A 12,450-nucleotide genomic window follows, 5' to 3' on the forward strand; every position below is an offset into this window, starting at 1 on the left:
AAAGAAAAGTCCGAACAGGGCGACACGGGGTCTCCAGGCCCGGCACAGCAACAGGGAACACGCTGATGGACACAATCGCACACACCGAAATGATCGCCGACGAGGACGCGCTGCGCCCGGTCACGGCAGAGGAAAAGAGCTGGGGCTGGTTCGCCATCTTCAACGTCTGGGCCAACGACATCCAGTCGCTGTTCGGCTATTCGCTGGTGGCCTCGCTGTTCATCTCATACGGGGTCAGCGGCTGGACCGCCTTTGCCGCGCTGATCACCGCCGGGCTGATGGTGATGTTCCTCGTCAACCTGTCGGGCGCGGCGGGCGAGAAATACGGCATCCCCTATCCGGTCTTTGCCCGCGCCAGCATGGGCACCCAGGGTGCCAAGCTGCCGGCGGTGCTGCGCGCCGTGGTGGCCGTGTTCTGGTACGGGGTGCAGGTCTATTTCGCCTCGACCGCCCTGGCGCTGCTGATCCGCTCGCTGACCGGGATCACCGGCGGGGCCGAGATGCTGGGGCTGACGGCCGTAGACTGGCTGTCCTTTGTGCTGGTCTGGGGGTTCCACATCGTCATCTTCTGGCGCGGCATGGGCTGGGTCGAAGGTTTCCTGAACATTGCCGGCCCCTTTGTCTATGCGGTGATGATCGGGCTTGTGGTGGTCCTCTGGATCAAGTCCGACGGCCAGCTGCTGAGCCAGGCGCAGACCATTTTCGCCAACCCCGAAGGCACCTGGGGCACCGAGTTCGCCGGCTTTGTCGCCATTATCGGCACCATGGTGGCCTATTTCGCGGCGGTGATGATCAACTTCTCGGACTTTTCGCGCTATGCCAAGGACAAGCGGGCCATGGTCAAGGGCAACCTCGCCGGGCTGCCGTTCAACATGATCCTGTTTTCGGCGCTGGCCCTGCTGACGACCGCCGGTGCCGCCGTGGTCTATGGCGAGGCGATCATCAACCCGACCGAGATCGTCGGGCGTACCGATAGCGTGATTCTGGGGATCATCGCGGCGGTGACCTTCTTTGCCGCCACCGTGGGCATCAACCTCGTGGCCAACTTCATTCCGGCGGTGAACGGCATTGCCAACCTGGCGCCCGAGACCATCGGGTTCCGCAAGGCCGGGCTCATCACTTCGGGCTTTGCCCTGGTGATCGGCGGGCTCTGGACCGCAGTGATCAGCGAGATCGGCATCTCCGGCTTCGTCAACACCCTGGGCGCGACGCTGGCACCGCTCTATGGCATCCTGGTGGTCGACTACTACCTGATCCGCCGGCAGAAGCTGAACCGCGACGAACTCTACAACATGTCGGGTGGTGCCTATCACTACGGCAACGGCTGGCATGACAATGCGCTGGTGGCCTTTGGCATCGGCGCGGTGTTCTCGGTGGCCACGGTCTGGGTGCCGGCGCTGGGTGCGCTCACCGGCTATGCCTGGATCATCGGCGCGGCGCTGGGCGGTGCGATCTACTGGTGGCGCTGCAAGTAAGCCGCCTGACGTGAATTGAAATCCGGGCCCTCGCGAGGCATCGCGGGGGCCTTTTCGTTTCGGGTCCGAGCGGCCCTTTGCAGAGCTTCAAGCGCGCGAGCGCGGCCGAAGGCCGCCACGCATCGCCGCTCGAGGAGCATTTCACAGCTCTCCCGGATGCCTCACTTCTGCGCCAGATCAAAGGCCTTGCGCATGACGGTTGGCAGGTCGCCGGGCCGAAACTCTTCGTGAAACTCGCCGCGGGCCGGGGCGCGGTCCATCGGCACCAGCGCGGTCTTGACCGTCAGGCGCAGGTGGAAATGGGTGAAGGTATGGCGCGCCTCGGTGTTGAGCGCCTTCCACTCGGCGCGGATCGGCGGGTCTTCGCCCGGGGCTTCGTTCCAGTCCGATCCCGGCCAGCCGAGCATTCCGCCCAGAAGGCCGCTGTCGGGGCGGCGTTCGAGCAGATAGGCACCATCGACGCGGCGGGCGATATAGGCGATGCCGTGGCGGATGGGCTTGGGTTTTTTCGGGGTCTTTTTCGGCAGGTCGGTGGCGCTGCCCGCCAACCGCCCGGCGCAATCGTCGCGCCAGGGGCAGAGGCCGCAGGCCGGATTGCGCGGCGTGCAAATGGTGGCGCCGAGGTCCATGATCGCCTGCGCGTAATCGCCGGGCCGGGCCTGCGGCGTGAGGGTCCGGGCCAGCGCGGTGATCTCGAGCTTGGCCTGAGGCAGCGGCGTGTGAACGTCGTGCAGCCGCGTGATGACCCGCTCGACATTTCCGTCCACCACGGTTTCCGGCAGGTCAAAGGCGATGGCGGCGACGGCGGCGGCGGTATAGGGGCCGACGCCGGGCAGCGCGAGCAGGGCGGCGTGATCGGCCGGAAACCGTCCGTCATGTTCGGCAACGACGGCGCGGGCGCATTTCAGCAGGTTGCGGGCGCGGGCGTAATATCCGAGACCGGCCCATTCCGCCATCACATCGGCGTCCGCGGCGGCGGCCAGATCGGTGACCTCGGGCCAGCGCGCGGTGAAACGGTGGAAATAGTCGCGCACCGCGGCAACGGTGGTCTGTTGCAGCATGACCTCGGAGAGCCAGACGCGATAGGGATCGGGCCGGGTGCCGGCCTGGCGCGCGGCGGGGGGCACGCGCCAGGGCATGGCGCGGGCATGACGGTCGTACCAGGAAAGCAGATCGGCGCTCAGGGTCGCGGGATCACGCATGGCGGGCACCCGATCTTCGGCGGTCTTTTCCGGCCAGGAGAGCTCGGCCTTCCGCTGGGATTGCAGGCATCTTCGCGCAAAGCGATTGCGACGACCTGTGCCGCTTGGCGGCACCTCCCGTCCGAGGTCGGGCCGGGCGCTTGCGCGCCTCGTGCCGGGGCGCGGGGCATTGACGGAGAGGGCGGCTGTTCACGAATATCTCAGGAAGCTGTGCATAAGTCGGGTTTTGCTGGCGCAGGGCGCGCGGGACACTAGAATAGCCCCAGCGAGAGGGAGTCAATCGTGCCGCAGCGAAGAGCGACGACAAGGGGCTTTGCCCGCACATCCAAGCTTTTGAGCCAGCGTATCCAGCGCGCCAGCGAAAGCCGGGGCTTTGCCGAAACCCGGCTGCTCACGCATTGGCCCGAGGTCGCCGGCGCGGATATCGCGAAAATCGCCCGGCCGGTGAATGTCTCTTTCGGGCGCGGCGGCATCGGCGCCACGCTGACCCTGCTGACCACCGGCGCCAATGCGCCGATGCTTGAGATGCAGAAAGACCGGCTGCGCGAGCGGGTCAACGCGGTCTATGGCTACAACGCCATCGCGCGCATCAAGATCACCCAGACCGCGCCCACCGGATTTGCCGAGGGGCAGGCGCAGTTCACCTATGGCGAGCCGGCCAAGACGCCACCGCCGCCGGACCCGAAAATCGCCGCCGAAGCGCAGTCCTATGCCGAAAATGTGACCGACGAAGGCCTTCGCGGGGCGCTTGAAGCCCTCGCCCGGAACGTTCTATCCAAGGCCAAGACATGAAAAATCCCGAGAGGAAACAAGATATGAAGCGTATGATCCCTGCCTCCCTTCTGGCGCTTGTGCTGCTGGCCGGTGGCGGCTGGTGGCTGCTCAATCAGGGCGCTGGCAGCACGGCCATCCCGGCCGGTGCGCTCGACGCGCAGGAAGCCTCCGAGGATGTCGATACCTCGACCATCAAGGAGATGGTGCTGGGGGCCGAGGATGCGCCGGTGACGGTGATCGAATATGCCAGCTACACCTGCCCGCATTGCGCCAATTTCCACGCCGGCCCCTACAAGAACCTCAAGGCCGATTACATCGACACCGGCAAGATCAAGTTCGTCTACCGCGAGGTCTATTTCGACCGCTACGGGCTCTGGGCCTCGATGGTGGCGCGCTGCGGCGGTGAAGAGCGGTTCTTTGGCATCACCGATCTGATCTACAAGGGACAGAGCGATTGGGTGGCTTCGGGCGATCCTGCGACCATCGTCGGCGAGCTGCGCAAGATCGGCCGCCTGGCCGGGCTGAACGACGAGGCGCTGGAAAGCTGTCTTCAGGACGGCGACAAGGCCCGCACCCTGGTGGCCTGGTTCGAAGAGAACGCCAAGGCGGATGACATCAGCAGCACCCCCTCTTTCGTGATCGACGGCGAGCTCTACACCAACATGCCCTATTCCGAGTTCCAGGCGATCCTGGACGAGAAACTGGGCGACGCATGAGCCCACTTGCCGGGCTCAAGGTCATCGAGCTTGCACGCATTCTGGCCGGCCCCTGGGCCGGTCAGACCCTTGCCGATCTCGGTGCCGAGGTGCTCAAGCTGGAAAGCCCCGAGGGCGACGACACCCGCCGCTGGGGCCCGCCCTTCATCGAGCGCGACGGCGAAAGATCGGCGGCCTATTTCCACGCCTGCAATCGCGGCAAGACCAGCGAGATCGTCGATTTCCGCACCGAAGAGGGCCAGGCCCGGGTGCGCGAGCTGGTGGCCGAAGCCGATATCGTCATCGAGAACTTCAAGGTCGGCGGGCTGAAGAAATACGGGCTGGATTATGAGGCGCTGCGGGCGGTCAATCCCGGCCTGATCTACTGTTCGATCACTGGTTTCGGGCAGGATGGGCCTTATGCCCATCGGGCCGGGTATGACTACATCATCCAGGGCATGTCCGGGCTGATGTCGATCACCGGCGAAAAGGGCGGCCAGCCGCAAAAGACCGGGGTGGCGATCACCGATATCTTCACCGGCGTCTATGCCACCACCGCCATTCTGGCGGCGCTGCACCAGCGCGGGCAGACCGGCGCGGGCCAGTGGATCGACATGAGCCTGCTGGATTGCGCGGTGGCGGTGACGGCCAATCAGGCGATGAACTACCTCAGCACCGGCCGGGCGCCGGGGCTGATGGGCAACGCGCATGTGAACCTGGCGCCCTATCAAGTGTTTGACTGCGCCGACGGCTATATCATCATCGCCACCGGCAATGACGCGCAATACCGCCGGCTCTGCGATCTGCTGGCGCTGCCCGAGCTGGGGCCCGACCCGCGCTTTGCCACCAATGCCGACCGGCTCGATCATCGCGAAACCCTGACCGCACTTCTGGGCGCCGCGACGGCGCGCTGGGCCAAGGCCGATCTTCTGGCCGCCTGCGAAGCGCAGGGCGTGCCGGCCGGGCCGATCAATGACATGGCGGAGGTCATGGCCGACCCGCAGGTTCAGGCCCGCGGCATGCAGATCGAGGCGGATGGCGTGCCGGGTGTACGCTCGCCGTTCCGGTTCTCCGGCGCGGACCTCGCGCTGGGCAAGGGCGCGCCGAAGCTGGGCGAGAGCTAGGCCTCGGAGACCGGCGCCTTGGCGGCGGGTTCCGGCGGCGCCACCGCCCGGCGATAGAGATGCCAGGTGGCGTGGCCGAGGATCGGCAGCACGAAGATCAGCCCGACGAAGAGGGTGACAAAGCCCAGCGTCAGGAGCGCCGCGACGATCATGCCCCAGACGGCGACCGTGATCGGATTGCGCCAGGCCACTTCGACCGAGGTGGCGACCGCCAGCGGCAGGCCGACCCGCCGGTCAACCAGCATCGGAAAGGAGATCAGTGCGGTGATCAGCACCAGGGCGGCAAAGACAAACCCCAGCGCCAGGCCAAAGCCCAGCATCTGAAGCCCTGCCGTGGTCGTGAATACATCCGTGACGAAGGCGCTGGCAGAGGTTGGTGCCGCCGGCCCGAGCGTCGCGTTGTACAGCACCAGCGCGGTCATCATCCAGGCGACGAAAAGCGCCATCAGATAGCCGCCCAGCACCACCATGGGCGCCGCGGCAGGGGAAAAGGCGACACCGAAGCCGTCGCGCCAGCGCGGCGTCATCCCGGCCTCGCGCCGCCGGCTCATCTCGTAGAGTCCGACGCCGGCCACCGGGCCGAGCAGCGCAAAGCCCGACACCAGCGGGAAGAGCAGCGGCAGAAGGCTCTCGGTCGCGGCGAACCACGCCAGGACAAAGCCCATCACCGGATAGACCAGCACGATCCACATCACATCCGTGCGCATGGCGAGGAAATCCTCGTACCCCTTGGACAAGGCGATGCGCAGGTCGCCAATGTCGATATCGCGGATCACGATGGGGCTCGTTTCGTGTGGATGCAGCTCCTCGACGATCTCGCCGGTCGATGTGAGGCCCTTGCCAAGGGCCTGGGCCGACCAGGAGAGCGGGTTGCCGATTGTCTCAGTCATGATGTCGTCCTTCCGCCAGTTGCTAACAGGAGGGTCCGGACAGGGTGGTTTCGGTGTCCGAAACCCTGAGGCAGATTCAGTGTAGCAGCTTCGCGGGCACTTGTCCGGTGTTTAGGCTGAGGTCACAAAGGTTTGCATGGCTGTGTGCTGGCGGCGCCCGGACCGGAGGCGCGGCCCGCCGCTGGCCGGCTCAGCCGGCAGGCGGCGTCAGCCGGTCGCGCAGCAGCGCCAGGGGGTGGGCGCGCAGGGTCAGGCGCAGGGCGACGTAATCCTCCACCACCTCCTCGCCCAGGGTCATCGCCGGCAGGCGGGCCTCGGGCTCGTCGATCGCCTCGCCGTCGAGATCGCCGTCGAACAGCGGCAGCGCCTTGGCGGCGGTCAGCGCCTTGGCCTCCCAGAGCGCCTCGCGCCGGCGCATCAGCTCGGCAAAACAATCCGCCTCGGCCAACCGCGCCAGCACCGGCGCGGTCAGCCCGGCGCGGCGCCAGACATCGCGCACCGACCGATACCCATTGCCGCGTGCGGCGGTGATCCAGCCGGCATCCTCCTCGGCCAGCCCCTTGATCTGGCGAAACCCCAGCCGCAGTGCCAACCCGCCGCGGCCGTCGGGTTCCATCACGTTGTCCCAGTAGCTCGACTGGATGCAGACCGGCCGCACCACCACCCCGTGTTCGCGGGCATCGCGGACGATCTGCGATGGCGCATAGAACCCCATCGGCTGGGAGTTGAGCAGGGCGCAGGCAAAGATGCCGGGGTGGTGGCACTTGATCCAGGCCGAGGCATAGACCAGCAGCGCGAAACTGGCGGCATGGCTTTCGGGGAAACCGTAAGAGCCGAAGCCCTCGATCTGGGAAAAGCAGCGTTCGGAGAAATCCGCGTCATAGCCGTTCCGCTTCATGCCGCGCATGAAGCGGCTGCGGAAATCGCCGACATTGCCGTTCTTCTTGAAGGTGGCGAGCGCCCGGCGCAGCCGGTCGGCCTCTTCCGGGGTAAACCCGGCGCCGACGATGGCGATCTGCATCGCCTGCTCCTGAAACAGCGGCACGCCCAGCGTCTTGCCCAGCACCTCGCCCAGGGCGTCGGAGGGGAAGGAGACGGTTTCCTCGCCGTTCCTGCGGCGGATGTAGGGATGCACCATGTCGCCCTGGATCGGCCCCGGGCGGATAATCGCCACCTCGATCACCAGGTCGTAGAAACAGCGCGGTTTCATCCGCGGCAGAAAGTTCATCTGCGCCCGGCTTTCCACCTGAAAGACGCCGATGCTGTCGGCGCGGCAGAGCATGTCGTAGACCCTGGAATCCTCGGGCGGCAGGGTGGCGAGCTCCCAGCCCTGCCCCGTGTGGGTCTGCAACAGGTCGAAGGCCTTGCGGATGCAGGTGAGCATGCCGAGGCTGAGCACGTCGACCTTGAGGATGCCGAGGCTGTCGATATCGTCCTTGTCCCAGCAGATGACGGTGCGGTCCTCCATGCTGGCGTTCTCGATCGGCACCAGCTCGTCGAGCCGCCCCTCGGTGACGATGAAGCCGCCGACATGCTGGCTCAGATGCCGGGGAAAGCCGATGATTTCCTGCATCAGCGAGAGGGTCAGGCGGATCTGCGGATCGGTCGGATCGAGCCCGATCTCGCGCAGCCGCTGGTCCTGCAAGCCATCGGCGCCCCAGAACCCCCAGAGCTGCGAGGACATGGCGCCGATGGTGTCCTGGCTGAGCCCCATGGCGGCGCCGACCTCGCGGATGGCGCGTTTGCCACGATAGTGGATCACGGTGGCGCAGAGCCCGGCGCGGTGGCGGCCGTAACGGTCGTAGATGTGCTGGATCACCTCTTCGCGGCGCTCATGCTCGAAATCGACGTCGATGTCGGGCGGCTCGTCGCGCGCCTCGGAGACAAACCGCTCGAAGACCATGGTGCCGATCTCGGGGCTGACCGAGGTGATGCCGAGACAGAAGCAGACCACGGAATTGGCGGCGGAACCGCGGCCCTGGCAGAGGATGTTTCGTTCGCGGGCGAAAGCCACGATGTCGCGGACGGTGAGGAAATAGGGCGCGTAGTTCAGTTTCGAGATCAGCTGAAGTTCGTGCGACAGCATGGTCCGCACCTTGTCGGGCGCGCCTTCGGGATAGCGCCAGCGCAGCCCCTGGTGGGCCAGCCGCGACAGCCGCCCGGCCGGGGTTTCACCCGCGGCGATCTCTGACGGATATTCATAGCGCAGCGCGTCGAGCGAGAAGGTGCAGGCCGCCGCCAGCCGGTCGGCGCGGGCGACGGCGGCCTCATGGCCGCGGAACAGCCGCAGCATCTCGGCTTCCGAGCGCAGCCGGCGTTCGCCGTTGGGTTGGGCGCGGGCGCCGAGCGCCTCGACCGTGGTGCCTTCGCGGATCGCGCTGAGCACATCGGCCAGCCGGCGGCGCGGCCCGGCATGCATCAGCGGCGTGGCAGAGGCGAGCGTGGGCAGGCCCAGTTCCGCGGCGAGGCTGGCGAGATGGTCGAAGCGGGCGGCATCGGCGCCGTCATAGGCCGGCGCCATCAGCAGCGACATCTGCCCGCCGAAGCGGCGCGTCAGCTGCTGCGCCTGTGGCCACCACGCGCCCGCGCCGGGCGGTGCGACCTGCGCCCCAGGCGGGCCATGGAGCGCCAGGTGGAGACCTTCGGCGCCCATCTCCAGTAGGTCGGCGAGATGCAGGATGCAGCTGCCCTTTTCCGCCCTGAGCCGGCCGCGCGAGAGCAGCCGGCAGAGCCCGGCCCAGCCCCGGCGGCTCTGCACCAGGGCGGTGATCGGCGGGGCATCGGTAAAGACCAGCCGCGCGGCGGGGATCAGTCGCGGCAGGGCGCGGCGCAGCGGGTCTGGCGGGGCCGGTTCGGGCGCCGGCGGGCCGATCAGGCCGTGGGCGGCGTCGAAGGCCTGGCGTTGCCTGACTGCGCGGGCGATCTCGCGCGCCTCGGTATGGGCGCGGACGATGCCGGCGACGGAATTGTCATCGGCGATGGCAATCGCCGAGAGCGCGCAGCGCGCGGCACGCTGCATGAACTCCTCGGGGTGGGATGCCCCGGTGAGAAAGGTGAAATTCGAAGTGATCGACAGCTCGGCGAACATGGGATGGGGCGAATCTTTGGCAGGCTGGCAGTATATTCACCTTTTGTTCCTGGGTGGAGTCCAGAATGCCCCGGGGTCGCGCCGTTTGATTCGGGGTCGGAGGTTGCGTGCGGGCGCGGGCCCATCCCGGGGGCGCCGGGCCGGCAGTGGGGGCTCTGCCCCCGTCCTTGCAGGACTCCCCCGGCGGTATTTGTGAAAAGAAGAAGCTGCGGGGGAGGGCGTGTGGCTTATGCCGGGGGCCCGGGCCCGGCGCGGGATCGCGATCAGAGGTCGCGCAGGATGAGCCTGGTCGAGAGCGCGCGCGGGTCGGTCCTGAGCTCGATCAGCGCCGGGGTATCGGCGGCCAGGGCCTGCGCCATGGCCGCGGGGAAACCGGCATCCTCGGTCACGGTCAGGCCCAGGGCGCCGTAGCTCCGGGCCCAGGCGGCGAAATCGGGGTTTTTCAGCCGGGTGCCGGAGACCCGGCCGGGGTATTTGGCCTGCTGGTGCATGCGGATGGTGCCATACATGCCGTTGTTGACCAGCAGGACGATCACCTTGGCGCCATGGTCGCAGGCGGTGCCGAATTCCTGCGCCGTCATCTGGAAACAGCCGTCGCCGGCGAAACAGATCACCGGGCGGTCGGGGTGATGCAGCGCGGCGGCCACCGCGGCGGGCAATCCGTAGCCCATCGAGCCCGAGGTCGGCGCCAGCTGGGTGCGGAAGCGGTGCCAGCGGTAGTAGCGGTGCAGCCAGCCGCAGTAATTGCCGGCGCCATTGGTCAGGATCGCGGTGTCGGGCAGGGTGTCGCGCAGATGCACAAGGACCTGTTCCATATGCAGGTCGCCGGGGGTGTCCTCGGGCGCCTGCCAGTCCTGATAGGCGGCATGGGCCTCGGCGACCAGCGCGCCGCGGCCCCGCGCCGGGGCCTCTGCCGTGGCAGCCAGTTGCCGCGCGACCTGGCCGGCCTGGGCGGCGACGGCCAGCGCCGGATGGTAGACATGGCCGGGCTCGCTCGGGTCGGGGTGGACGTGAAGGAGCTTTTGTTCCGGCACCGGCGGGGTGACCAGCGTGTAGCCGGCGGTTGTCATCTCGCCCAGACGGGCGCCGAGGCAGAGCAGCACATCGGCCGCGCGCAGACGCTCGGCCAGCGCCGGATTGGCGGCGATGCCCATGTCGCCGGCGTAATTTGGGTGGCTGTTGTCGAAATAATCCTGGCAGCGCAGCGAGGTGGCGACGGGGATCTGCGCCGTTTCGGCAAAGTCTTGCAGCGCAAGCCGGGCCTCTTCGGACCAGAGCGGGCCGCCGGCGAGGATCAGCGGCCGTTCCGCCCCGTTCAGCGCCGCGAGAATGGCGGTGATGTCGCTGTCGGCGGCGCGGCCCGAGGGCGGGTTGGCGGCGGGCACCACGGCGGCCTCGCAGGCGGCCGAGAGCATGTCTTCCGGCAGGGCGAGCACCACCGGGCCGGGGCGGCCCGATTGCGCCACGTGGAAGGCGCGCGAGATATATTCCGGGATGCGCTCGGTGCGGTCGATCTCGGCCACCCATTTCGCCAGCGGCGCGAACATGGCGCGGTAGTCGACTTCCTGAAAGGCCTCGCGGTCGCGCTGGTCGCTGGCGACCTGGCCGATGAAGAGCACCATCGGCGTGCTGTCCTGCATCGCCACATGCACGCCGGCGCTGGCATTGGTGGCGCCGGGTCCGCGGGTGACAAAGCAGATGCCGGGGGTGCCGGTGAGCTTGCCATGGGCCTCGGCCATCATCGCCGCGCCGCCTTCCTGGCGGGCGACCACGGTGTCGATGCCCGACAGGTAGAGGCCGTCGAGCGCGGCGAGATAGCTTTCGCCGGGAACGCAGAAGACGCGGGTGGTGCCCTGGGCCTTGAGGGCGTCGACGAGGATTTGGCCGCCGTGGGGCATGGGAGGCTCCTTGGGATGCGCTGCGGCAGGACCGGGGCGACGCCCGGCCTGCCGGGGATGTGGGTTACATGTCTTTCATGGCGGCGAGGAAGGCGGCGACCTCGGCGAGGCTGTTGTAGTGGCACATCGAGACTCGGATACAGGAGGGCTGGCCCAGCGGGTCGAGGATGTTGCCGGAGTAATGGTCGGCCTTGCGGGTGTGGGTGCGGATGCCCTGGGCGTTCAGCGCGGCGACAATCTCTTCCGAGGGCACGCCTTCGCGCCAGAAGCTGACCAGGCCTTCGCGCGCGGGGTTGTCCACGCCGCCGACAATCTCGACGCCGGGCAGTTCCGCCAGGCCGGGCAGGTTGCCGGTGCCGTGCAGCATTGCCCGGGTCAGCGCCTGTTCGTGGTCGTGGATAGCCTGGCCGGCGGCGAGGATGCGGGCGCGGCGATCGGATGCGTCGGAGACCTGTGCCCCGAGCCAGTCGAAATAGCCCACCACGTCGGAGAAGGTGGCATAGGCGCCGGTGTCGCGGGTGCCGAATTCCCAGTTCTCTTCGGGCCCGCCTTGCAGCCCTTCGAGGCGGAGCCTGGAGAACCGGTCGGACACCCAGGCGATGCCGTAGCCATGCCGCGAGAAGACCTTGTAAGGCGAGATCACATAACCGTCGATGTCATAGCTGTCGATGTCGATGCGTCCGTGGCTGGCGTGCTGGATGCCGTCGACGAAGATCAGGCAATCGGGCGATTTGGCGCGGATGGCGCGGGTGATCGCCGGCAGGTCCATCGCCATGCCGGTCACCGGCGAGGTGTGCAGGATCGTGGCGACGGCGGTGTCGGCGGTGATCTGCGCGGCATAGGCTTCGGCGGTGACCAGGCCGGTGGCATCGTCATGCGCCACGGCGATATAGTCACGGCCCGCCACATGCGCCCATTTGCGCGCCGCCGAGCGCGAGGCCGGGTGTTCGACGGTGGCGCCGATAACCGGACCGGGCCGCGCGCCGAGGATCATCGCCCGCAGCAGGCGAAAGGTCAGCTCGGTGCCCGACTCGCCGACAAAAAACTGCCCCGACCCGGCGCCGAAGAAGGTGGCCATATCGGATTTGGCGGTGTCGATCGCCGCCACAAGCGCATGGGCGGCGGGGTTGTCGCGGCCCTGATTGTCGGGAATGGCGGCGAATTTCGTCGAGGTCTCGACCACCGAGTTCAGCGTCAGCGCGCCGCCGGCGTTTTCAAAGAACACGCGGGGGCCCTGGAAGGGGCAGCTTTCGACATGGGCAAAGCGGGCGCGGATGTCGGTCAGGAGGGGATCGGAAAACATA

General features: G+C 67.6%; 9 protein-coding genes. 4 read left to right on the forward strand and 5 right to left on the reverse strand.

Annotated elements, in window-relative coordinates; all coding sequences use genetic code 11:
• Positions 1–65 precede the first annotated feature (65 nt).
• Entirely contained in the window at positions 66–1,475 is a 1,410-nt protein-coding gene (locus BMW90_RS16055) for an NCS1 family nucleobase:cation symporter-1 (RefSeq protein ID WP_048529058.1), read from the forward strand.
• Between the two features lie 161 nt (positions 1,476–1,636).
• Here the strand turns inward: BMW90_RS16055 and mutY are convergent, their stop codons facing one another.
• Positions 1,637–2,677: an A/G-specific adenine glycosylase gene (gene mutY, locus BMW90_RS16060; RefSeq protein WP_074837464.1), complete on the reverse strand. Its 1,041-nt coding sequence runs from the start codon at positions 2,675–2,677 to the stop codon at positions 1,637–1,639.
• Between the two features lie 282 nt (positions 2,678–2,959).
• Here mutY and BMW90_RS16065 point away from each other — a divergent pair, with 282 nt between their 5' ends.
• Genes BMW90_RS16065 through BMW90_RS16075 form a run of 3 tightly spaced genes read left to right on the forward strand, consistent with a single transcriptional unit; the run spans position 2,960 to position 5,270 of the window.
• Entirely contained in the window at positions 2,960–3,469 is a 510-nt protein-coding gene (locus tag BMW90_RS16065) for a DUF721 domain-containing protein (RefSeq protein WP_074837465.1), read from the forward strand.
• 23 nt (positions 3,470–3,492) lie between these two features.
• Positions 3,493–4,167 carry a DsbA family protein gene (locus BMW90_RS16070; protein ID WP_074837466.1) on the forward strand — a complete coding sequence of 225 codons (675 nt, stop codon included), beginning with the start codon at positions 3,493–3,495 and terminating at the stop codon, positions 4,165–4,167.
• On the forward strand, positions 4,164–5,270 hold the full coding sequence (locus BMW90_RS16075; protein WP_074837467.1) for a CaiB/BaiF CoA transferase family protein: 1,107 nt from the start codon (positions 4,164–4,166) through the stop codon (positions 5,268–5,270). The genes BMW90_RS16070 and BMW90_RS16075 overlap by 4 nt, the downstream gene beginning before the upstream one ends.
• On the opposite strand, the gene BMW90_RS16080 is transcribed toward BMW90_RS16075, so the two are convergent.
• The 4 genes from BMW90_RS16080 to BMW90_RS16095 form a co-directional block, all read right to left on the reverse strand.
• A complete protein-coding gene (locus tag BMW90_RS16080) occupies positions 5,267–6,160 on the reverse strand; it encodes a DUF2189 domain-containing protein (RefSeq protein WP_048529067.1) in 894 nt (297 codons plus the stop codon). The genes BMW90_RS16075 and BMW90_RS16080 overlap by 4 nt on opposite strands.
• Positions 6,161–6,350: 190 nt before the next feature.
• Positions 6,351–9,248 carry an error-prone DNA polymerase gene (locus BMW90_RS16085; RefSeq protein WP_074837468.1) on the reverse strand — a complete coding sequence of 966 codons (2,898 nt, stop codon included), beginning with the start codon at positions 9,246–9,248 and terminating at the stop codon, positions 6,351–6,353.
• Between the two features lie 263 nt (positions 9,249–9,511).
• Positions 9,512–11,146, reverse strand: a complete 1,635-nt coding sequence (locus BMW90_RS16090; RefSeq protein WP_074837469.1) for a thiamine pyrophosphate-binding protein — start codon at positions 11,144–11,146, stop codon at positions 9,512–9,514.
• A gap of 64 nt (positions 11,147–11,210) precedes the next feature.
• On the reverse strand, positions 11,211–12,449 hold the full coding sequence (locus BMW90_RS16095; RefSeq protein ID WP_074837470.1) for an aminotransferase class V-fold PLP-dependent enzyme: 1,239 nt from the start codon (positions 12,447–12,449) through the stop codon (positions 11,211–11,213).
• Between the last annotated feature and the right edge of the window lies 1 nt (position 12,450).

The organism is Marinovum algicola, from assembly GCF_900109145.1.
GTDB lineage: Bacteria > Pseudomonadota > Alphaproteobacteria > Rhodobacterales > Rhodobacteraceae > Marinovum > Marinovum algicola.